Origin of the sequence: Hymenobacter glaciei (assembly GCF_039539585.1) — a bacterium.
In the GTDB taxonomy this organism is placed as follows: domain Bacteria; phylum Bacteroidota; class Bacteroidia; order Cytophagales; family Hymenobacteraceae; genus Hymenobacter; species Hymenobacter glaciei.
Window position 1 is genome coordinate 201,406 of sequence record NZ_BAABDK010000033.1, and the last position, 21,114, is coordinate 222,519.

Here is a 21,114-nt window from a genome sequence, read left to right on the forward strand (position 1 = left end):
GAATTAGTGGTGGCACGCGAGATGCCTCGGTCTTTGCTTGATGCGCAGAATGCTCGGCATGACGTTCTATACTCGTCCCGAAGTGGTTTGCGAAAAAGGTGTAGGGTGCGGGGCTTGCCCCCGCCCGTCGTTGAACGAATCTGGACCCAATCGTTCAACGACGGGCGGGGGCAAGCCCCGCACCCTACTTCGCGACGAGTATAACTAACACGTTCTGTGCGTTACTTATCAATGCACGTACGGCCCCCAATCTTCCTCAAAATACCGCACCAATACCTGGTTGTTCAGCTGGTTCACTTCTGTGGGCACCTCGCTCATGTCGGGCGGGAAGCGGAGCATGTCGTGAATGGTGGCGGGCGTGATGTAGCGCAGCCCTGCTGGCAGTGGGCTCAGGTCGCCGCGCCAGTGGGTGTCGGGGCCGGCCAGCACGAAGCCCCATTCGCCGAAGGACGGCACGTAGAGGTGGTAGGGGATGGTGTGCAGGCCCACCGCCGCCAGCGTGTGCGCCACGCACCAAAACGACTGCCGGGCCAGAAACGGCGAGGTGCTTTGCACCACCAGCCGCCCGTCGGGGGCCAGCCGCTTCGCCAGCGCCGTGTAGAAGGCGGCCGAGTACAGCTTGCCGATGGAGTAGTTGCCCGGGTCGGGGAAGTCGACGATGACGGCGTCGTAGCGCGAGGTGTCCTGCCGAATCCACTGGTAGGCGTCGGCGTTGATGACCTGGACTTTCGGGTTGTTCAGCGCGCCTTGGTTGAGGGCCAGCAGCAGCTCGTTGTGCTTGAATAATTCGGTCATGCCCGCGTCGAGGTCGACCAGTTTGATGCTGGTGAGGCGCGGGTATTTCAGCAGTTCGCGCACGGCCAGGCCGTCGCCGCCGCCCATCACCAGCACCCGGCGGGCCTGGGGCAGGGCCTGCATAAGCGGGTGCACCAGCGCCTCGTGGTAGCGGTACTCATCGGCCGAGCTAAACTGGAGGTTGCCGTTGAGGAACAGGCGCAGCTCGCGCGGGTTGCGGGTGAGCACGATGCGCTGGTAAACCGTCGATTTCGAGTAAATCACCTGGTCCTGAAACGCCAGGGTTTCGGTATAGGCCAGCAGCTTGTTGGCGAAGCCGAACAGCACCGCCAGCCCCAGCAGCGCCGCCGCTATGCCCGCGCCAAAGCGCCGCCGGTAGGGCCGGGTTTCGGGGAAGCGGGCCAGCACCACGGCGGCCACAGCCAGGTTCAACGCGCCGAAAACCAGCGAAGTACGAATCAGCCCGAGCTGCGGTACCAGCACCAGCGGGAAAATCAGCGAAGCCAGCAGCGCACCCACGTAGTCGAAGGTGAACACCCGGGCCACCAAATCCTTGAACGGGTAGCGGTGCTCCAGAATCCGCATCAGCAGCGGAATCTCCAAACCAACCAAAACGCCCGTGAGTCCCACCAGCGTGTAGAGCAGCAGCCGGAACGAAGCCACGTACTCGAACGATACGAATAGCAGCGGGGCCATGCAGCCGCCCACGATGCCCACCAGAATTTCGAGCCGGATAAACCAGCGGAGCAGCGAGCCCTCCAGGAACTTCGAGAGCCACGAGCCGATGCCCATCGCAAACAAATACGCCCCGATGATGGTCGAAAACTGCGTGACGGAATCGCCCAGCAGGTAGGAAGCCAGCGTGCCGGCAATCAGCTCATAAATCAGCCCGCAGGTAGCGATGACGGCCACCGCCGCCAGCAGCAGGCCCGGCAGCCGCGCCTCGGGCCCGGCCGTGGCCGGAGTGCCGGGCAGGGCTTCAGCGGCGGGCGCCTCCAACAACTCAGCCATGAATGGCGGCGCTGATGATGAGGGCCACGGCCAGCATAAAAGCCGCGCCCAAAATGGCCAGGGCCGTGTTCTGGTCTTCCAGAATTTCCTTGCGCAGAGTGCCCGGCGTCAGTTTATCGAATATGAAAAAGCTGACCAGCAGCAGCACGATGCCGAGCACGGAGTACACGATGGAAGCCAGCAGCGGGTGAAGATGTAAGTCGGTCATAAGGCGCAGGTTATTTGTGAAAGTAGAGGCCGCGCCCGCCGTGGCCGTGGCTACGGGTGCCGGGCGCGTTCAGGGTTTCGGTGCTTTCGTTGTCGTCGCCGAGCAGGCGGGTGCCGGTGAGGCCGCCCCAGGCAAACCACGCCAGCGGCAGCAGCAGCAGCAGCGCGTAGAAGCGCACAGGGCGCAGAAAATCGAGTAAGTCGTTGAGCATGATTTGGTGGTGTTATTGCGTGGGGCCGTAGTCGCTCTGGCTCCAGCGTCCGGTTTCGTGGCTGGCCCGGCGCATGTAGAGCCAAACCGGGTAGATGAGCAGCGACAGCAATGCAATGAAAAAGTTGGACCACAGAAACGGGTTGGCTACCACGGTCACCACAATCTCGGGAGCGGCGGGACCGGCTTCGGTGATGGGGTAGAAGTTGAGGTGGTAGCGCCCGGCCGGAACCCGCGACAGCACGGCATCGGTGTCGCGGCGGCCTTCGGTCCAATTCTCGCCGCCTTCCACGCCCGAGTAATACTCGATGTTTTTGGTGAACTCAAATCCCTGGCCGGTCTGCTCGTTTACCAGGCTCACGGGCAGCTCCAGCCATTGGTTATTGAGAGTGGTGTTCAGTTCGATGAGCAGCGCAGCCTGGTCTTTTAGGGTGAACGAGGGCGACACAATGATGCGGCCGGTTCCGGCTGCGGCGGCAGTATCGGCTACCACACGCAGGCGTTCGCTGAGTAGGGTTTCGCGCCGGTGCCGAATGGAAAAGAGCACTTGGCCCAGCAGCAGCAGCGCCAGAGCCACTAGGGTAAGCCGTTTCAGCGCGGGCCACTTTGGTGCCGAAGGGTTGGGTTCAACAGCGCCCACGCCTTCCGGCGTGGGGAGCGAACTGGGCGGCACCTTAAAGCCAGCAGCCACGTCGCTGGGCTCCACGTGCTCGGCCCGGTACCAGGTCACTGCATTTTCGTTCCGCTCCTGCACTACCATGCGCGGGGGCAGGATGTATTCGGAAATCTTTACGGAATCATCGCCTTTGATGTCCCAGTCAAATTCCCCCACTGCCCACAATATTCGCGTCTGGTAGCGGGCGTAGAGCCGGTACGTACCCTCGGGCCTTTCCAAGGACTGGCCGACGAGTTTGATTTGGTTTTTTTGTTCGGCGAACGGACGGATAATTATCCAGTGGCCATTGAACTGGGCCAGCTGGGCATACTCGCGGGTTTCGGGTTGGTACAGCTGATACTCGCTCCAGGTGTATTGCTGGGCCTGGTACTCGCAGCGCTCCACAAAGCCAACCACCCGCCACTGCGTGCCAGCCAGCGTGCCCAGTGCGCCCAGCGGAATCAGTGGGGTGGCGTGCGTGGTCCGCGTGTATTTGCCAATGAGCTTGGGCGTTTCTTCGTTTGTGTGCTGGAAATAGGCGTGGCAGTTCGGGCAGGCGTAGAATTCGCTGCCTGCCACGTCGTAATACGTGATGCTGGTGCGGCACTCGGGGCAGTCCAGCTGCGCCGACTCGGGCCGGGGCGTAACGGTTTCGCTCATCGGCGCACTTCGGTTTGGGTGAGCTCGGTGCCTTCGAAAAACGCCAGCGTGGCCGCGTACAGGCGGCGCACCGTGGTCGAATTATCGCGCCGGAAATTAGAGAGAAACACATCGAACGTGGCCAGCCCGTGCTCGGGCCAGGTGTGAATGCTGAGGTGCGACTCGGTGAGGGCCAGCACCGCCGTAAAGCCCCCATCGCCGGTATCATCGGCCGGGAAGCTGTGGTACGCCTCGCCGACTTTCTCCAACCCAAAGGCCAGAACCTGAGCATCGAAGAAGGCGCGGCAGGCCTCGGCATTGCGCAGGGCAGGGGCAGGAGCCGCGAAAGTGGCCAGAATGTGCAGGCCGGGAGTATAGGTAGGCATGGAAAGGAGCGCAGGGCGAGCGCGGCGGCAAGATACTGAGCCCGCTGCGTTGGTGCTGTGCGGCTACTTGCCAGCTACATCGCCCGGGTCACCTCGTGCATTACATCCGGCCGGTTGTCGGAGCCATGTAGTTAGTTGCGGGCCAAACGCCCACAATTCCTTATGAGAGCCACTATCCTTTCCGAAAACCAGATTCCCGGGCTGCCCTCGGCCTCCGGGGTTGAAATAATTGGCCCGGCGGCTTACGTCATCGGCGACGACTCGCCGGTGCTCTACCAGCTCGATGCGGCTACGCTGACGCTCACGCGCCGCATTCCGCTCTTCGATGCGGGCGAGACCTTTGCTGCGGGCCGCCTGCCCAAGCTCGACAAGCCCGACCTGGAATGCATGGTGGCCCTGACCTGGCCCGATGGCCGGCTCGGCCTGCTGCTGCTGGGTTCGGGCAGCCGCCCCAACCGGGCCCGTGCCTGGTTTGTGCCCACCGAAACGCCTACACCCGAAGCCGTGGACCTCACGGCCTTATACGCCCAGCTCGCGGCTCAGCTGCCCGCCGGCGTGGTTCTCAACCTCGAAGCCGCTGCTACTACCGATACCGAGCTGCTGCTGTTTCAGCGCACTGTGGGGCGCGCCGATGCGGCGCTGCTATTCGTGCTGCCGCTGGCCGCAACGCTGGCTTTTTTAACGAACCCGACTAGTGCAAATCCGCCGGCTGCGCATCAGCTCATATTCGAGCTGCCGCAGATTAATGGCTGCCCGGCCGGGTTTTCAGGGGCCACGTTCGCCGACGGGCAACTGTTTGTGTCGGCCTCGGTGGAGGATACCGCCGATGCGGTGCTCGACGGCGCGGTGCTGGGCTCGTTTGTGGGGGTGGTGGATGTAGCCGCCCAAACGGCCACGTTTGCCCAGCTGGCCTGGGCCGATGGGCGGGCGTATTTCGGCAAGGTGGAGGGCCTGGCCGTGCGCCAGCAGCTGGCCCCGGGCCAATTCGAGCTGCTGCTCGTGACCGACGACGATGCCGGCGGCAGTACCGCCGCCACCGCCCACCTCGTGCTGTAGGGTGCGGGGCTTGCCCCCGCCCGTCGTGGAACGAGTGAAATGAGATTCGTTCAACGACGGGCGGGGGCAAGCCCCGCACCCTACAGCACGAAGCGGCTGGTTTGGGCGAAATGATTTTCGCGTAAATCAGCCGTTTGACGTTGGGCCGAAATTTATTTCGGTGCGCTCCCTGCACTACGCGCTGGAAATGGGGTTTTCGGACTTGGCACTGGGATTGAAAACAGGGAGGCATCTCTCATTCAATCACCCTTGTCAACCATGCACAACATCGACCGAACCCTCCAGGAGTTTGAATCCGGAGCCGCCACGAATGGCGAATTTGAAAGCTACGAAACCAATGGCGAGTACGGCCAGGAAATGGGGCAGGAGTATGGCCAGGAAATGGGCCAGGAATACGGCCACGAGCTAAGCGGCGAATTCGGGCAGGAATTCGGCCAGGAAACGAGCGGCGAGTCGTTCGAGATGAACAACGAGGAGGAGCAGTTTCTGGGCAGCCTGGTGAGCGGGCTTTTTGAGGTGAGCAACGAGCAGGAACTGAACATGTTCCTCGGCGACCTCATGCGCAAAGCCACGGGAGCTGCTTCGGCCCTGGTGACCTCGCCGGCCGGGCAGAGCGTGGGCCGCTACCTCGTGGACCTCGGGAAGAAAACCCTGCCGCAGCTGGGTGGCCAATACGGCGGGCAGGCGGGTGCCAACCTGGGCGGGCGGGCCGGGGCCGCGCTGGGCGGCCGACTCGGGCCGCTGGGTGCCCGCGCCGGGCAGTGGGCGGGCAGCAAAGCCGGCAACTACCTGGGCACGGCCGGCGGCAACTGGGCCGGCACCCAAGCCGGTAACCTGCTGGCCAACACCGCCCAGGAAGTATTCGGCCTCGAGCTCGAAAGCCTCAGCCCCGAAAGCCAGGAGATGGAAATCGGTCGCGCCTACGTGCGCTTCGCCACCGACGTAGCCCGCCGCGCCAACCGCACCCTGCGCCGCTACCCCAACATCAGCCCCGGGGCGCTGGGCCGGCAGGTGCTGGGCTCATCGGCTCCCTATTTCGCCCCCGGCCTGCTCGATGGCGCCCTGCAGCTCAGCGGCCCTTCGCGCCGCGCCCGCCAGGGCACCTGGGAGCGCCGCAACGGCGTGGTGGTGCTGTATGATTTGTAGGACGCAGCCTTTGCTGCGTCACGAGCGCACGGTTCACACGACGCTCACCGATTACCCCCGCAAATACTGCGGGCTACTGGAACCCTTCACGATTGGCGGAGCAAAGGCTCCGCCCTACACCCTTTCACATTTTACCCCCAATGTCATGTACAACAACGAATTTTCTCAGGAATTTGAGCAAGCCATCGGCCAGGAACTGGAAACCGGCGAATCCTCTCTGGAAACCTTCGAATTCAACCCCGAATTCATGGGCGAAACCTACGGTGAGACTCAGGGTGAGTCGTTCGAAATGAACGAGTTCAGCGGCGAGCTCAATGAAAGCCAGGAGATGGAGCTGGCCCACGAGCTGCTCGAAGTAAGCAACGAAGAGGAGCTGAACATGTTCCTGGGCAACCTCATCAAAAAGGCCGGCCGCGGCCTCAGCAACTTCGCCAAATCATCGGTGGGGCGGGCCATTGGCGGCGCGCTCAAGTCGGTGGCCAAAACGGTTATTCCCATTGCCGGCGGTGCCCTGGGCACCATGGTGGGCGGGCCCCTGGGCGGCATGGTGGGCAGCAAGCTCGGCGGCATGGCCAGCAACCTGTTCGAGCTGGAGCTCGAGGGCCTCAGCCCCGAAGACCGGGAGTTTGAAGTGGCCCGCGCTTACGTGCGATTCGCCAATTCGGCTGCCCAGCGCGGGGCGGCCACGCAGCGCCGCAACCCCGGTGCTCCGGCGCCGGCCGTGACGCGCCAGGCCCTGGCCGGCGCCGCCCGCCAGCACGCCCCCGGCCTGCTGCGCCCTCGCAACCCCGACGGTACTTTCCGCTCGATGAATGGCCGGCCCGGCCAGCGCCCAACTGGGCGGCCCGGCCAAAACGGCGCGCGTCGCCCAGCCCACGGCGGCCAGCGCCGCCCCGGTGCTGGCGCTCCCGGCCGCCCAGCCTATGGCGGAGCCCCAGCGTATGGCGCGCCCTCATATGGTGCCCCCGCCTACGGCGGTGCCCCAGCTTATGCGGGCAACGATGCCGCGCAGTCGGGCAATGGCTACGACCAACCGGCCTACGACGACGCGGGCGACCAGGGCCAGGGCGGCGGTTACGCGGCCGCCCGGCCCACCCGGGGCACCTGGATGCGCCGAGGCCGCACGCTGGTTATTCAACTGTAGTAGGGCGGAGCAGGAGGGCGCATCTGGGTTTGGTGCAATTTGATTGAAGGGGGCTACCCGCCACTTTGCTCGAACGATGAACGAACCCAGAGCGAACCCATCCTTTCGCCGCTCAAGCCGGGATTTCCCGGATAAAGTCAATCTCTGTGCTCATTCACTCGCGCTTGCCAACCTCATGCGAACCCCTGCTGATACCCGGTTTCTGGTGAACGAAACGCTGGCCCTGTTCAGCCGGCTCCAGACCGTGCGCTCGTTTTCGCTGAGCACGCCCATGGTGCTGGCGGCGGCCGTGTCGGCGCCGGCGCAGGCGGCCATCAACGCCCACCTGGCGCACGTGGCCTTCGACCTGCGCCGCAAGCTGCTCGAGTTTGTGCGCTGGCTGAAAGGGCCCGAAAGCCGGAGCCTGAGCGCCGCCAAAACCCAGGCCCGCTACGTGCTCCTCAAGCTGCGCTTCAACAACCTGCTCGACCAGGTCGACATTTTTGGCGACGTGCTGGGGCAGCGCAGCGAACACGGCACCGGCACCTGGGTGGCGGGGCTCGACGTGCTGGCCGAGGATGCCTTGGCGCTGGCCGGCGGCTACTACACGCCGCCGCCGCTCATTTGCTTTCTGGAGCGGGGGCACGGGGCCGCCATTCGGCGGGCCCGCACCCGGCTGCCGGGCGGCGACCTGAGCCCGGTGGGCGTGATTCAGATTCCGCGCGAGCGCATGGTTGGCTCGGGCATCGCCTCCTCGCTCATCCACGAAGTGGGCCACCAGGGCTCCGAGCTGCTCGATTTAACCTCGTCCATCCGGGCCGAGCTCGAGCAGCTCATCGCCAACAATACGGCCGAAGCCGCGCTGCCCTGGCAGCTGCTGAGCCGCTGGCTGAACGAGATACTGAGCGACTGCTGGGCCATTGGTCACCTGGGCATTACGGCTACCTACGGCCTGCTGAGCGTGGTGAGTTTGCCGAGCTACTTCGTGTTTCGCATCGGCACCGACGGCCCGCACCCGTTCCCCTGGATTCGGGTGAAAATCAGCCTCGCGCTGGGCCAGGCCCTGTACCCCGACCCGCAGTGGGCGGCCCTGAACCAGCAGTGGAACGGCCTGTACCCCACAAACGAGCTCAGCACGGACAAGCAGGCGCTTATCCGGCGGCTGGAGGCAGTGCTGCCGGTTTTTGCCGACCTCGTGCTCAGCCACCGGCCCAAGTCCCTGCGGGGGCAGCGGGTGGGCGACATCTTCCCCACCGCCGGGCGGCGGCCCGAACAGCTGCGCGCCCACTACGACCTCTGGCAGCAGCAGCCTTACCAGCGCGAGCACTGCGCGCCGTCGCTGGTATTCGCGGTGGTGGGCCAGGCCAAAGCCGATGGCCGCATCTCGACCCAAGACGAGGCCCGCATTCTTACCCACATGCTCGAGCGCTGGGCCCTGAACCGGGCCCGCAACTACTGCGCCGTGCCGCCGGCCCTGCCGGTGTCGCCTTCATCTTCCACTTTAACCCTAAAACCCCGTACTCATGCTCCGCGAATTAAGCATTGACGCCTCTCAGGTGGCGCTCGGCGACGACTCCACCCTGACCCTGACGCTCAGCACCGACCCCCAGCATAAGTCGCTGGAAGAGTCGCTGGGCCAGCAGGGCACCATCACCCTGAATTTTGACCTGATGGCCGATGACTACGAGGCGCAGCCCCACGTTTTCAACTATATCGTTGAGAACGACACGCTCCGGCTCAAAGTCGACACCGACCCCAACGAGGGCCCGAAGCTCTTCGGCAAAATTGTGCTGGTGTCGAAGAAAGTATCCCTCGCCGACAAGCTCAGCGTGGACGTGGTGTGGGACGTGCGCACCTGGGACGCCCCCGGTACCTACACCATTGCCGGAGCGGTGGTGCACGGCGGACAGGCGGCCAGGCGCTTCGGCAAAACCCCGCCTACCTTCGATTTTGGCCCTTTGAAGCTGCGCGTGCAGGACCAGGACGAAACGCCGCCCATCCGCGTGTCGTTGGGCGAGGCCAAGCGCGAAGAAACCTTCGACCAGACCTTGTGGGGCCTCATCCGGCGCCGCAGCGTCAACTTCAGCTACTACCGGGGCTTCATCGACCGGGTGCTGTGCACCCAGGATGGCCAGGAGGGCAAAGCGGCCCGGGCGTATGCCCAGGCGCGCCAGCTGCCGTTCAGCCGCTCGGCCTCCTACGGCATGCTGAAGTATGCCACCGAGTACTTCCTGATGCAGGAAGCCGGCATGGCGCCCGACGACGAGCCAGGCGGCGGAATTGCCGGCAACATCAACCGCCACCGCCCCAATAATAAGGTGAATGCGGATGAGCTGCGCCGCATTGGAGGACCGGCGTTTAGCCTGGGTTCCTTGCGCGACCAGTACCTCGAGCAGCTCGAAAACGAGGAGGGCAAGGTGCTGCCGTATTTTAAGATTATCCGGGAAAAGCTGTCGGAAGTTCCCCTGAAAAGCCCGGAGGACCTGGTTCCTGGCGACGACATCTGCTACGGCATCCTGAAGTCGAAGCTGCAAGGGCCGCCGCTGATGGAGCTCATCTGGTCGTACTGGCACGAGGAGGGCGGGCTGGTGCAAACCATGAACGCCCTAAGCCTGCGTTTCCAGAACGTGCGCCGCCCCGGCCCGGGCCCCGACCCGCTGGCCAACATGGCCATCGACCCGCTGCGGCCCCTGAACAACATCATCTGGGGCTACATCGAGGACGAGCGCAACCGCCTCACCATGAACCGCCGCAACCTGGAGTACCAGTACGAGTACGGCTTCGGGCTGATTGGGCGCGGCGTGCAGCCCATTGCCGTGGCCGAAAACCGCACGTTCTTCCTGCGGGGCTTTCACTCGCTGCTGCGGGCCGCCACCGAGTTCTACCAGCAGGCCAATTTCACGACGGTGATTCCGGACGGTTTCCCCATCCTAAACCACCTGCGCGAAGTGCACCTGACGCTGGCCGAAGGCGCCCACAACCAGTACGGCGACCTGCCCTGGACGGCCCGCGCCGAGATGCTGACCCAGCAATGGATTCTGGCCCGGCCCGAGGTGCGCGAGTTTCTGGGCGGCCGCATCATGGTGCCCTACACCGAGCCGTGGATGGACCGCGTGGACAACATGAAGAGCCTGCAGGGCTGGAACCCCACCAACATCTCGCACTTCCGCGACCTGGGCGCATTTGGCGAGCAGCTGCTGCTCAGCATCCGCTACGGCTCCTGGAACTCGCCCACCGTGGGCGCCACCAACGCGGCCAACTGGGCCCACTATTGGAGGGAGGAAATCCAGCGCTACATCCACGCCTACAAAGCGGTAACGGGCATCGACTTGGCTACCGACCTCGGCGATATCCGCCAGAACGCCCCCGACAACGAGGAACGGTACCTGCAGCCTGCCCAGCTCATCGAGCGCCAGAACGCTATTCAGCAGGGTCAGCTGCGCCGCAACCGCATCAGCGGCGGGCAGAGTGCGCCAATTCGTCCCATGGCGGCGCCCATCACGCGCCGCCGCGCTTTGAACGACTAGTAGGACGCAGCCTTTGCTGCGTCAGCCGTTCGGACAGCCAACAGTTGCCAGCCGGGGCTGAGAACTCGAAATGCATATGCAACGCTGGGTGCCGCAAAGCCAGCGGGCTACACCGCATCCAACGATTGACGCAGCAAAGGCTGCGTCCTACAGCCAACTTCTGCGTGCTACAACATGCCCGATTTCACCTCTGCGCTGTACCTGGGGCCGAAAGCCTTGCCGGCCCCGCCGGCTGGCCTGCTGCTGACCACTGGCCGCCCGGCCATCCTAACCGAGGATGCGCGGGCCGCGGCCGCTGCGAAGGAAGTGGCCCGCCGCCAGGGTTTGGAAGCCGGCGTGTTGGCCCCGTCCACGCTCCATTTGTTCTGGGACGTGTTCGGGTTGGTGCCGAGCAACGGGGTGGTGCTGCTCGACCACCGCCTGTACCCGGTGGGGCAGTGGGGGGCGTTGCGGGCCCGGGCGCGGGGCCTGCCGGTGGTGAAGTTTCGGGCCGATGACCTGCCTGGGCTGGCCCGGCTGCTGCACACCTACCGGCAGCAGGGCCGCACCCCCTGGCTTGTAACCGACGGCTGGCACCCCGGCCGGGGCCCCGCGCCGTTGGCCGGGTTCGCCGAGCTGCTGGCCCCGTACCCCGGGGCCGTGCTGCTGCTCGATGATACCCAGGCCTTTGGGGTGCTGGGTGCTCGGCCCGGCCCGGTAAACCGGCTGGGCCAGGGCGGTGGGGGCAGCCTGCTCTGGGCCGATATCAACCCCAGCAACGGTCCCGAAATCCTCACCATTACCTCGCTGTCTAAAGGCCTGGGCGTACCGGTAGCGGTGCTGGCCGGCCGTGCGGCCCGGCTGCGGCAATTCCAGCGCCGGGCCGAAACGCGGGTGCATACCAGCCCGGTTTCGGCCTGGCATGCCTGGGCCGCGGTGGCCGCGCTGCACCACGATGCCCGCCACGGCGAAGCGGCCCGCCAGCGGCTGGAGCGCCGGGTGGCGCAGTTCCGGCAGACTCTGCTGCGGGCCGGGCTGCGGCCCCGGGGTGGCCCTTTCCCAGTGCAGAAGCTGGTGCTCGCCCGCACCACCGCCGCGCTGAGCCTGCACCAGCAGCTGCGGCAGGCCGGCATCGAAACGCTGCTGCTGGCCGGTGAACAACGCCCCGGCGTGCCGGAAATAGCCTTCTGCCTGCGTGCCGACCACTCGGCGGCCGACATTGACCGGGCCACTACTACCCTGGCCGCGCTGGCCCGCCGCACCGACTGGTTTTCTTCCAACCCTTCCGTCTCTCCCTCGCCATGAACCTGACTTCGACCCTTGTAAACCAGCGCCCCCGCCGTGCCCGGATGATGGGCTCCGCGCCCGCTGCTGTGGCCATTCTCTACCCCAAGGTGGGCAATGTAATGCGCGTGCCCTTGCGCCGTACCACGACCCGCGGTCGCACCGGCTGCGAGCAGCACCCCGAGCGCCAGTTCATCGTGTGGTTCAACCGCATGGCGGCGGCCCGGCCGGGGTTTCCAGCTCAGATTAAGAGCATTCTCCTCATCACCGGCCAGCCACTGTGCGCCAGTTGCCACCGGGCACTGGCTACCTACCTGAGCCGCTACTACTTGGCCGACAAGCTGCGGCTACGCTCGGTGGCGTCCTCCTGCGGCTGTGGGTGCGGCGGACAGTGCAGCCATGGGGCCGATGCTGGCGGCTACAGCCCGCGCGAAGAAGCCGTGGGCCGTCTGGTGCTCGATGGCTTGCTGGCTGACCCGTATTCCGATGAGCTGGAAGAAGAAGGCTGGTGGAACCGGGTGCGCGACGTAGGCCGGGCGGCGCTGCTCAGCGGGGCCCTGGCGCTGGGGCCCCAGGGCGTATCCAAGCCGGTATTCGATGCGGCCAAAGCGGTAGCTGGTGCCGTGGAACGCCGCCGGAAGATGCAGCAGACCGTGGACTCGAATACCCCGCCCAATGCCCCAACTTCGGGCCAGCAGGAAATGGAGTACCTGGCGGGTGAGCTGGAAGCGGCTTCCTGCCCCAATCCCGGCCCGGCCCGGCCCACGCTCCGCAACGGCGCGCGCGGCGAGTACGTGCGCTACCTGCAGTGCCGGCTGAACTATTTGCACGAGGGCCTGAGCCTGCCCTTGGTGGAAGACGGTGCGTGGGGACCCAAAACCCAGGACGCCGTGCGCAGCTTCCAGCAAGCCAAGGGCCTGGTGGCCGATGCCGTGGTGGGCCCGCTGACCTGGGCCAAGCTCGACGCCGGCAGCCCGATGGTACCCACTATACCCCCCAGAACCACGCCCGGCGGCACCCCAGCCACTACCGACGTGGGGTTGGTGCGCTTTCGCAACGCAGCCGACATCAACGCCTTCTTCGTGGCCAAAACCGGCCAGGGCTTTGTGGACTGGTTCCGGACCCGGGTGGGTGGCCGGGGGGCCTGGGTCCGTACCCGGCAAGGCACCAGCACCCCCGTAACCATGCCCGCCACGGCCGATGCGAAGGCCGGGTTTCAGCAGTTCTGGGATGGCATTCCGCTCATCTTCAATACACCCCAAATCAATTTTGCGCAGTTTGCGGCCCTGCAAAGTATTCTGGTGAACGAAACCGGGGGGCGCATGCGCCCCATCGCCGAAGGGGTGGGCACGGCGGGCCACCCGGGCATTGCCTACGCCTTTGACCGCATTGCGGGCCTGAAGCAGTCCTACAACAAGGCCCCCAACAAGACGGCGCTGGCGCTGTTCAACGACTCCGAATTCGTGCGGGCCCACGGCCAGAAGCCCTTGGGCGCGCAACTGGCCAACACCCAGGACGGGCGCTGGGCCGGCGATGTGTACCCGGCTGGCTCGTATTCGCCCAGCACCGACCCGGCCCAGAACGGGTTTGTGCAGGAGGCGGATTTCTACAAGTTTCGGGGCCGCGGCTACATCCAGATTACCTGGCGCAACGCCTACCAGTGGCTTATCCCGTCGGTGCAGGACTACCACGGCACCGACCCCGTCATCCGGCGCTACCAGGCGCAGTGGCAGGGCTTGAGCCTCGACACCGTGGCCACCCGCTCGAGCAATGCCGACTGGGATGAGTTGTTCATGCGCAGCCCCGAGTTTCCGCTGAGCGCGCTTCGGGTGTTTTTCGGCCACAAAAGCGACAGCATCAACCACGCCGCGGTGGGCGACTGGGCCAGCGTGCGCCGGGTGGCTTGCGATGTGATGTGCACCACCAGCTACCAAAACCTGTTTGAGCAGCGAGTGCGCCAGATTTTCGATGCTTTGGCGGCCTCGCCGGCCCCAGTAGGTCCCGTGCCCACACCCGGTGGCGGCGCGGTGCCCCAGCCCATTCCGGCCACCGGCCACACTCAAGCCGAGCAGCGCGACGCCATCGTGGCCAATGCCTTGCGCATGATGGCTGCGCCGCCCATCGCCGCCAAACAGCGGGGCGCCGACGGTTTCCGGCAGGGTTGGGAGAAGCTCAAGGCAATTTTCGAACTGGCTGCGCCGGCCTTTATTGGGGCTGGCTGGGAAGAAAATAACCTCAAGCGCAGCACCGCCGTGAGCAACCAGGCCGGCATCCCGCATTGGTGCGGCATCTTCGCGGTGTGGGCCACCAAGGCGGCGGGCCGGCCGGTGGGCACCTGGCAGATTGGGACGGGCATCGCCCGCACGCCCGGCTTCCGGTCCATCACCCCGGCGCAGGTGCAGCGCGGCGACATTGGCTACATCAACCAGCCCTACCAGCACCACTTCATTGTGCGCGAGGTGCACCCGGACGGCACCATCGATACCATCGACGGCAATTCGGCGGGCACCAGTACCGTCAGCACCAAGAGCCGGGTACCCCGGCAAAACATCACCGGTTTCTTCAGCTCGTTTTAGCGGCCCTGCGCGTGAAAACGGCTTCGAATCCCCGTTTCCTGCGCGAATTGCAGGAGTTGGTGGCCTTCCCCAGCATTAGCACCGACCCGCAGTTTGCGCCAGCGGTGCGGGCCTGCGCCACCTGGCTGGCGCGGCACCTGCGGGCCATTGGACTCGGCGGGGTGCGGGTGTTTGAAACGCCGCGCCACCCCATCGTCTACGCCGAGAAGCGGGTGAGCGAGGCGCTGCCCACGCTGCTCATCTACGGGCACTACGACGTGCAGCCCGTGGCTCCGGCCGCCGCCTGGACGGTGCCGCCCTTCGGCGGGCTCATCCGCGACAACCGGCTCTACGGCCGTGGCGCTTCGGATGATAAGGGCCAATTCTTCACCCATATCAAAGCCCTCGAAATCATGCTGAAATCCGGCCGCCAGCTGCCGCTCAACGTCAAACTATTGCTCGAAGGGGAGGAGGAAATTGGCAGCCCCAACCTGGGCGCGTTCATCCGTCAGCACCGCCGCCTGCTGCACGCCGACTGCGCCGTGCTCTCCGATACCAACCTGTTATCGGCTGACCAGCCGGCGCTCACGTTTGGCCTGCGCGGCAGCTTCAGTGCCGAGCTGGAAGTGCGCGGCCCCCGCGCCGAGCTGCACTCCGGTATTTTCGGCGGGGCCGTGCTCAATCCGCTGCAAGCCCTTTGCACCTTGCTGGCCGGCCTGCACAACCCGCATGGCCGCATCACGCTGCCCGGTTTCTACGATAATGTGCAGCCGATAACTCCCGCTGAACGAACCTATGCCAACCACCACGCGCCCTCCGATGCGCAGCTGCTGCACGAGGCTGGGGTAGGGCAGGGCTGGGGCGAAACCGGCTACAGCCTCTACGAGCGCACCACGCTCCGGCCCTCGCTCAGCATCACGGGCCTGAGCGGGGGCTACGAGGGCGCGGGCACCAAGTCGATTATTCCGCCGGCAGCCCGCGCCAAGCTCAGCTTCCGCTTGGCTCCCGGCCAGAACCCGCACGCGGTGGAGCAGCAACTGCGCGCCTACCTGGCCCGGCACGCGCCGCCGCAGGTGCAGGCCACGCTCACGGCGCAATTGCACGCGCCGCCCTACCAACTTGCACCCAGCCACCCGGCCATGCGCGCCGCCGCGCGGGCGTATGCGGTGGGCTTTGGGCGGCCGCCGGTGCTGCAGCGCTCCGGCGGCACCATTCCGGTGGCGGTGCTGCTGGAAGAAGCGCTGGGCCTGAAAACCGTCCTCATGGGTTTCGGCCTGCCCGACGACCGCAAGCACGGCCCCGATGAGTTCCTGTACCTGCCCAACTTCTGGCGCGGCATTCAAACCAGTCTGGCCTTTATGCGGGAAGTAGGACGCAGCCTTCGCTGCGTCACCCCTCAAACGATTCACAGCCGAAGTCCCAGAGCAAAAGCAACTGTCGAATCCTGAAAACAGCCAATTACTCTCAGCTGCGTCCGTTAGCGGCGCGAAATCCTGACGCAGCAAAGGCTGCGTCCTACTCATCATGCTCATCATCGACTGCCACTGCCACGCCGGGCGCGGCGACGGCCTCACCGGCCCCTGGGATACCGACGCGCCCCTGAAACCCTACCTCGCCTGGGCCGACGAGGCCGGCATTGAGCGCACGGTGCTCTTTGCCGCTTTCCACTCCGATTATGCGGTGGCCAACCGCCAGGTGGCCCAGCTGGTGCATCAGCAGCCGGAGCGGTTTTATGGCTTTGCCTTTGTGCACGCCCAGCGCGACCGGGGCCGGGTGCTGGACATGGTGCGCACCGCCGTGGAGCAATACGGCTTTGTGGGTATCAAGCTGCATCGCTACGATGCGCGCATCAGCCGCGAGGTCTGCGACGTAGCACGGGCCTTCCGCCTGCCGGTGCTCTACGACGTGGTGGGCGAAATCTCGGTGGTCGACCTGCTCGCCACCCAGTACCCGGATGTCAACTTCATCATCCCGCACCTGGGCTCGTTCTCCGACGACTGGCGCGCCCAAACTGGCCTCATCGACTACCTCGTGCGCTGTCCCAACATCTACACCGATACCTCGGGGGTGCGCCGCTTCGATATTCTGGAGCGGGCCGTGGCGCGGGCCGGCGCCGGCAAGTTCCTCTTCGGTTCCGATGGCCCCTGGCTGCACCCCGGCGTTGAACTAAGCAAAATAAAAGCCCTGCATCTCACTCCCGCCGATGCCCAAAAGGTGCTGGCCGGCAACTTGCTGCAGCTCATCGGCCGGGTGCGGCAGGAGGTGAGCGGTGGAGTGGCGCGCCGCGTGAGCGTGGCCGCCGAACCACTGGCCAACGAGTGGCGCGACCCCTGGCTGACAACGTAGGACGCAGCCTTTGCTGCGTCGGGCACCCACGCCGAGAGGGCAAAAGCCCGCCGATTGACGCAGCAAAGGCTGCGTGCTACAGCAGCTCCCGCCACTCATCGGCCACGAAAGTTGCCGGCCATTCTTCCCACTGTTGGCATAAACTCGCTTTCACCGGGTTATAAGCCGTGTAACGGATAGCGTGCAGCAGCGCATCAGGCTGGCCTTCCCGGATAATATGGTCGTAGGTTTCGTCCTGCCAGAAGCGCCCAGACTGCGCCAATTGGCGGTTTGCCTGTAATGCTGTATAGCTTTTGAAACGTTGCAGCACCCGGAAAAAAGGCGTGGAACTGGTATCGGGCAGGCGCAGCACGCAGTGCAGGTGGTTGGGCATGGCGCATGCGGCGAGCAGCGCGTAACAGCCATTAGTGGCCTGATGATGTAGACCCGCCAGCACGAGCACGGCCACGGCCGGTTGGCTCAGCCAAGTGGGGCCGTAGCCACCGGCCTCCAACTGTTGCTCGTAGCGGGCAAAGCGTTGGCGCTGGCTGAGTCCGTCGGCGGCATCGGCCCGGAGCTCATCGACCAAGGCTTGGGGCAGCGAGCCTGCTAAGCGCATGGTCAGAAATAGCGCGGCCCCCGGTGGATGCAGGTGCGGCAAGTGGCGCCGGTAGTGGGTAGGCATGAGTAGGACGCAGCCTTTGCTGCGTCGAGGGGGTAGACGGAAATGTAGAATGCAGCTTTCGCACCATCTCACGGAGCTAACGGAAAAGCTTGCCTAAAGCAAGGGGATTGCTGCCGATTAGCCGAAAAGATGCATTCGGTGCGGGTGCCCGACGCAGCAAAGGCTGCGTCCTACGCCAGGCGCAGCTGCGTTTCGGGCTCGTCGCGGCGGTGCATTTGCAAAATCCGCTCGCTGCAGCGCAGGCGCATGGCGGCCAGCTTCAGGTTGCCGTGCTCGTGGGTGATGGCGACTTTCTTGGCGATTTCCGTTACCTGGTCCTTGATTTCCTTCAGGCCCAAGCCCTGGTAGAGCAGGGTGGTTACGCCGGCTTCGAGCTCATCGCCGGTGGGGGTGGGCACGCCCAGCTTGGCAAAGTCGGGCCAGTCGGCGCGCGGAATGTCGCCGATGGTGATGGGGCCCTCGCCGAGGTGGCGGCTGGCAATGCGCGTTACGAGTTGTTGCAGTTCGCGCACGTTGCCGGGGTAGTCGCGCAGCAGCAAGAAATCGTATACCTGCCGGTCGACGGGCTGTTTAATGCCGTGCTGCTGGGTGAAAAAGTGCTCGGCCAGCGGCTGAATGTCCTCCTTGCGCTCGCGCAGCGGCGGCAGGTGGCAGGTCCAGCCCGACACGCGGTAGTACAGGTCCTGCCGGAAAGTGCCCTTTTGCACTTCGGCCAGCAGGTCGCGGTTGGTGGCGCTCACTAGCCGGAAGCGGGCCTGCCGCCAGGTGTTGCTGCCCACGCGCTTGTACGTGCCCTCCTGCAGGGCCCGCAGAAACTCGGCCTGCAGCGGCAGCGGCAGCTCGCCCAGTTCATCCAGAAACAGCGTGCCATCGTGGGCCAGGGCCACGGCCCCGTCGCGGGTGCTGATGGCGTTGGTGAACGCCCCCTTCTCGTGCCCGAACAGCTCGCTGCCCGACAGGCCCGGAATCAGGTTCGTGCAGTCGACCACCACGCAGTCGCGCTTGGCGGGGCGCGTGTCGAGGCGATGAATCTCCTGGGCCACCAGCTCCTTGCCGGTACCGCTTTCGCCGGTTATCAGCACCTGGCAGCTCGAGTGCGCCATGTCCACTACCTGCCGTAGCGCTTCGGACCAGCGCGGGCTGCTGCCCACCAGGCGGGTTTGCAGCTCCGCTACGGTGGCGTCGAGGTCGAGCCAGTAGCGTAGGCGCGACGTCACGATATCTACCGGGTGGTCAACGTCGAACCACGAAAATACATCGGATACCCCGCTGCGTAGCAGCGCCCAAGTGCTCGGGCCCGGCAGTCGGCCGATGCTCACGGCGAGTACGTTGCACGTGGTTTCGGAAGACAATTCGGCCAGCGCATCGGCTACTTTGGGCAATTCCGAGTCGGCATCGAGAAACAAAATGCCCGGCCCGCCGAAGGCATCGTGCGGGCGCCGGGCCACGAGTTCCATTCCCTCGTGTTCGAGGGCCACAATGATGTCGGCCAGACGGGCGTGCTGGCGCGTGAAGGGCACAAACCAGACAGGGCAAGGGGTAGCCATTGCGAACAGGGGTTGGTGGAAAATCACATGGAGAGGAGAAGTAAATTTAAGTAAATATATGGAATCAGCAATATTATTTTTCCTCCTCCGGTTTAGTCACAAAGCCCTTATTGGCCGGCTGGCAAAAGCCCTTTGCAAAGCGTGTCGTATGGGCTTGTAAACATTCAGCAGGGCATGATTCGGGTTGCCTGGCCAGGGCCCACCACGGCGGCAAGGCGGTGCTTTGTTGGCCGTTACTCTTAAAGTAAAGTTGAGGCTGGCCCCTCCATGCGTCGAAGCGCGGGGCAGCTTCTCGCTTTTCTTTCCTCCATGAGTTTTCAATCCCAGACCCTGGAAACGCTGTACTTTCAAAATGCCGCCGGCCGGTTGTATTATCAGCCCGCTGCCCAGGTGGTGCGCCTGGCCTGTGCCCCGGAGCGTATTGCCGTAGCTGCCATTCAGGAGTACTACGAGCAGGTACTGGCCCTGATGCTGAGCACCGGCAGCCACAAAATTCTGTCGTGCCACGGCCAGCGCGCGCCAATATTAGCCGCCGCGCAGGAGTGGCTCACCAGCAACTGGATTCCGCGCGCCATTGCGCAGGCCGGGGCCCGCTACTGCGCCATCGTGGAAGGGGCCGACCCTTTACACCGGCTCTTCACGCAGTCGGTGGTTGCGGCGTCGCCCAACGGCCTGCAGTTTCAGCGCTTCGCCGAGCTTGGCGAAGCGCCGAAACTGGCTAGGTCAGGTAAGCGGTTAGTATTGAATGTCAGTCAGCTGAATTGCTTGCTACGGTGGCGTCCTTACTGACACATCTGGTAGTAGCCTACTTCTTGCCCTCGGACGCTCGCACTGCCTTTGTGGCCGGGTTGATTTTGCGGCCGCGCGGGGTTTCCTCGTCGCCGAGCACCATGCCCCAGGGCTTGAGCGACTCGATGCGGTCGAACACAATTTTCAGGATGGCAATAACCGGCAGGGCCAGGAACATGCCTGCTACGCCGCCAATGGCATTGCCCACCAGCACCCCCACGATGGCCACCAGCGCATTCACCTGTATTTTCGAGGCCACGATGCGCGGAATCAGAAAGTGGTTGTCGGTGAATTGAATGAGTAGGTAGGCCGCCAGCACAGCAATGGCGTGGCCATAGCCGGGATGAGCCACAAAGGCCATGAGCATGGGCAGCGCAATGGCAATGAGCCCGCCGATGTAGGGAATGAAGTTGAGCAGCGCGCCCATCACGCCCAGTAGCAGGGCATAAGGCACCCCAATGATGAGCAGAACCGTGACGTTGAGCGTGGCCACGATGCTACCCTCAATGAGCAGGCCCACCATGTAGCTCTGGATGGCGGCCTTGCTCTCGCGCAACACTTCGCTCACACCACTGTCGCGGCGGTGCCCCGAAAAAGCCTGCACCAGAAAGTCGACCAGCCGCCTCTGGTACAGAAACAGCAGAAAGATGTAAACCGGAATGAGGGTGAACGTGACCAGTAGGCCGGATACGGCCGAAAGCGTGCCGCCCAACAGGCCCTGCGCCTTGGTGCCGGCCTCGCTCATCCAGCTTTGCAGCTTCTGGTCGCTCAGCCCAAAGCGGTTTTGCAGCCATTCGTGCAGCTGGGCCGTGGTCTCGGCAAACTTCTTCTTGAACATCGGCATCTGGTCCGAGAGCTGCGCCGCTTCCATGCTGATGAAGTACACCAGCCCCACTACCGCCGCCACGCCCAGCACCACCGTGAGGGTGATGGCCAGCAGCTGCGGCACGCGCTTGCGAATAAGCCACTGCTCCACCGGGTGCAGCATGATGGCAAAAATGGCCGCGAAAAATAGCGGGAAAATGATTTCCGAGGCGATGTGCAGCGTGAACACCAGCAGCGCCAGCCCCAGCAAAATTAGCGGGGCTTTCACGTAGAGGGGGAACTGGAGCTCGCGGGTGGGCGGCGTGGGGTCGAAGTCGGCCATAACAAACGGGGTGGGTCGGCGAATAGTCGCGGGCTGCGCCACTTACG

The 21,114-nt window shown here is 64.6% G+C and carries 18 protein-coding genes; 10 read left to right on the plus strand and 8 right to left on the minus strand.

From position 1 onward, the window contains the following. Positions 1–228: 228 nt before the first annotated feature. Genes ABD837_RS22525 through ABD837_RS22545 form a run of 5 tightly spaced genes read right to left on the minus strand, consistent with a single transcriptional unit; the run spans position 229 to position 3,904 of the window. Complete coding sequence (locus ABD837_RS22525) at positions 229–1,806, minus strand: polyamine aminopropyltransferase (RefSeq protein ID WP_345059106.1); 1,578 nt, start codon at positions 1,804–1,806, stop codon at positions 229–231. After that, positions 1,799–2,014, minus strand: coding sequence for a DUF350 domain-containing protein (locus ABD837_RS22530; protein WP_345059107.1), 216 nt, complete (start codon positions 2,012–2,014; stop codon positions 1,799–1,801). The genes ABD837_RS22525 and ABD837_RS22530 overlap by 8 nt, the downstream gene beginning before the upstream one ends. Before the next feature lie 10 nt (positions 2,015–2,024). Continuing rightward, positions 2,025–2,225 (minus strand): hypothetical protein, encoded by a 201-nt coding sequence (locus tag ABD837_RS22535; RefSeq protein ID WP_345059109.1) that lies wholly within the window; start codon positions 2,223–2,225, stop codon positions 2,025–2,027. 12 nt (positions 2,226–2,237) lie between these two features. After that, complete coding sequence (locus tag ABD837_RS22540; protein ID WP_345059111.1) at positions 2,238–3,539, minus strand: DUF4178 domain-containing protein; 1,302 nt, start codon at positions 3,537–3,539, stop codon at positions 2,238–2,240. Further along, positions 3,536–3,904, minus strand: a complete 369-nt coding sequence (locus tag ABD837_RS22545) for an S-adenosylmethionine decarboxylase family protein (protein ID WP_345059113.1) — start codon at positions 3,902–3,904, stop codon at positions 3,536–3,538. The genes ABD837_RS22540 and ABD837_RS22545 overlap by 4 nt, the downstream gene beginning before the upstream one ends. A gap of 162 nt (positions 3,905–4,066) precedes the next feature. Here ABD837_RS22545 and ABD837_RS22550 point away from each other — a divergent pair, with 162 nt between their 5' ends. From ABD837_RS22550 to ABD837_RS22590, 9 genes are all read left to right on the plus strand, one after another. Continuing rightward, a complete protein-coding gene (locus tag ABD837_RS22550) occupies positions 4,067–4,960 on the plus strand; it encodes a DUF6929 family protein (RefSeq protein ID WP_345059115.1) in 894 nt (297 codons plus the stop codon). Between the two features lie 258 nt (positions 4,961–5,218). Next, positions 5,219–6,106: a hypothetical protein gene (locus tag ABD837_RS22555; protein WP_345059117.1), complete on the plus strand. Its 888-nt coding sequence runs from the start codon at positions 5,219–5,221 to the stop codon at positions 6,104–6,106. A gap of 145 nt (positions 6,107–6,251) precedes the next feature. Further along, positions 6,252–7,250: a hypothetical protein gene (locus tag ABD837_RS22560; protein WP_345059119.1), complete on the plus strand. Its 999-nt coding sequence runs from the start codon at positions 6,252–6,254 to the stop codon at positions 7,248–7,250. 175 nt (positions 7,251–7,425) lie between these two features. Then, on the plus strand, positions 7,426–8,775 hold the full coding sequence (locus ABD837_RS22565; RefSeq protein WP_345059121.1) for a hypothetical protein: 1,350 nt from the start codon (positions 7,426–7,428) through the stop codon (positions 8,773–8,775). Continuing rightward, the gene (locus ABD837_RS22570) at positions 8,753–10,756 is read left to right on the plus strand and encodes a hypothetical protein (RefSeq protein WP_345059122.1); all 2,004 of its coding nucleotides are present in this window, start codon (positions 8,753–8,755) and stop codon (positions 10,754–10,756) included. The genes ABD837_RS22565 and ABD837_RS22570 overlap by 23 nt, the downstream gene beginning before the upstream one ends. A 174-nt stretch (positions 10,757–10,930) precedes the next feature. Continuing rightward, a complete protein-coding gene (locus ABD837_RS22575; RefSeq protein ID WP_345059124.1) occupies positions 10,931–12,040 on the plus strand; it encodes an aminotransferase class I/II-fold pyridoxal phosphate-dependent enzyme in 1,110 nt (369 codons plus the stop codon). Then, positions 12,037–14,595: a peptidoglycan-binding domain-containing protein gene (locus ABD837_RS22580; RefSeq protein WP_345059125.1), complete on the plus strand. Its 2,559-nt coding sequence runs from the start codon at positions 12,037–12,039 to the stop codon at positions 14,593–14,595. Before ABD837_RS22575 ends, ABD837_RS22580 begins: the two co-directional genes overlap by 4 nt. An 11-nt stretch (positions 14,596–14,606) precedes the next feature. Then, positions 14,607–16,022: a dipeptidase gene (locus ABD837_RS22585; protein ID WP_345059126.1), complete on the plus strand. Its 1,416-nt coding sequence runs from the start codon at positions 14,607–14,609 to the stop codon at positions 16,020–16,022. A gap of 76 nt (positions 16,023–16,098) precedes the next feature. After that, positions 16,099–16,920, plus strand: a complete 822-nt coding sequence (locus ABD837_RS22590) for an amidohydrolase family protein (protein ID WP_345059127.1) — start codon at positions 16,099–16,101, stop codon at positions 16,918–16,920. A 76-nt stretch (positions 16,921–16,996) separates the two neighbouring features. Here the strand turns inward: ABD837_RS22590 and ABD837_RS22595 are convergent, their stop codons facing one another. Beyond that, positions 16,997–17,584 (minus strand): hypothetical protein, encoded by a 588-nt coding sequence (locus ABD837_RS22595; RefSeq protein ID WP_345059129.1) that lies wholly within the window; start codon positions 17,582–17,584, stop codon positions 16,997–16,999. 170 nt (positions 17,585–17,754) lie between these two features. Continuing rightward, positions 17,755–19,131, minus strand: a complete 1,377-nt coding sequence (locus tag ABD837_RS22600) for a sigma 54-interacting transcriptional regulator (protein WP_345059131.1) — start codon at positions 19,129–19,131, stop codon at positions 17,755–17,757. 309 nt (positions 19,132–19,440) lie between these two features. On the opposite strand from ABD837_RS22600, the gene ABD837_RS22605 reads away from it, so the two are divergent. Then, entirely contained in the window at positions 19,441–19,920 is a 480-nt protein-coding gene (locus ABD837_RS22605; RefSeq protein WP_345059133.1) for a hypothetical protein, read from the plus strand. Between the two features lie 16 nt (positions 19,921–19,936). On the opposite strand, the gene ABD837_RS22610 is transcribed toward ABD837_RS22605, so the two are convergent. Next, on the minus strand, positions 19,937–21,067 hold the full coding sequence (locus ABD837_RS22610; protein ID WP_345059135.1) for an AI-2E family transporter: 1,131 nt from the start codon (positions 21,065–21,067) through the stop codon (positions 19,937–19,939). Between the last annotated feature and the right edge of the window lie 47 nt (positions 21,068–21,114).

Excerpts from the sequence above, each read along its gene's own strand:
- ABD837_RS22560 (WP_345059119.1), top strand. The coding sequence starts at position 6,252 with ATGTACAACAACGAATTTTCTCAGGAATTTGAGCAAGCCATCGGCCAG.
- ABD837_RS22600 (WP_345059131.1), bottom strand. The coding sequence starts at position 19,131 with ATGGCTACCCCTTGCCCTGTCTGGTTTGTGCCCTTCACGCGCCAGCAC.
- ABD837_RS22550 (WP_345059115.1), top strand. The coding sequence starts at position 4,067 with ATGAGAGCCACTATCCTTTCCGAAAACCAGATTCCCGGGCTGCCCTCG.
- ABD837_RS22570 (WP_345059122.1), top strand. The coding sequence starts at position 8,753 with ATGCTCCGCGAATTAAGCATTGACGCCTCTCAGGTGGCGCTCGGCGAC.
- ABD837_RS22605 (WP_345059133.1), top strand. The coding sequence starts at position 19,441 with ATGAGTTTTCAATCCCAGACCCTGGAAACGCTGTACTTTCAAAATGCC.
- ABD837_RS22530 (WP_345059107.1), bottom strand. The coding sequence starts at position 2,014 with ATGACCGACTTACATCTTCACCCGCTGCTGGCTTCCATCGTGTACTCC.
- ABD837_RS22595 (WP_345059129.1), bottom strand. The coding sequence starts at position 17,584 with ATGCCTACCCACTACCGGCGCCACTTGCCGCACCTGCATCCACCGGGG.
- ABD837_RS22575 (WP_345059124.1), top strand. The coding sequence starts at position 10,931 with ATGCCCGATTTCACCTCTGCGCTGTACCTGGGGCCGAAAGCCTTGCCG.
- ABD837_RS22545 (WP_345059113.1), bottom strand. The coding sequence starts at position 3,904 with ATGCCTACCTATACTCCCGGCCTGCACATTCTGGCCACTTTCGCGGCT.
- ABD837_RS22610 (WP_345059135.1), bottom strand. The coding sequence starts at position 21,067 with ATGGCCGACTTCGACCCCACGCCGCCCACCCGCGAGCTCCAGTTCCCC.
- ABD837_RS22525 (WP_345059106.1), bottom strand. The coding sequence starts at position 1,806 with ATGGCTGAGTTGTTGGAGGCGCCCGCCGCTGAAGCCCTGCCCGGCACT.
- ABD837_RS22555 (WP_345059117.1), top strand. The coding sequence starts at position 5,219 with ATGCACAACATCGACCGAACCCTCCAGGAGTTTGAATCCGGAGCCGCC.
- ABD837_RS22540 (WP_345059111.1), bottom strand. The coding sequence starts at position 3,539 with ATGAGCGAAACCGTTACGCCCCGGCCCGAGTCGGCGCAGCTGGACTGC.
- ABD837_RS22535 (WP_345059109.1), bottom strand. The coding sequence starts at position 2,225 with ATGCTCAACGACTTACTCGATTTTCTGCGCCCTGTGCGCTTCTACGCG.
- ABD837_RS22565 (WP_345059121.1), top strand. The coding sequence starts at position 7,426 with ATGCGAACCCCTGCTGATACCCGGTTTCTGGTGAACGAAACGCTGGCC.
- ABD837_RS22580 (WP_345059125.1), top strand. The coding sequence starts at position 12,037 with ATGAACCTGACTTCGACCCTTGTAAACCAGCGCCCCCGCCGTGCCCGG.
- ABD837_RS22590 (WP_345059127.1), top strand. The coding sequence starts at position 16,099 with ATGCTCATCATCGACTGCCACTGCCACGCCGGGCGCGGCGACGGCCTC.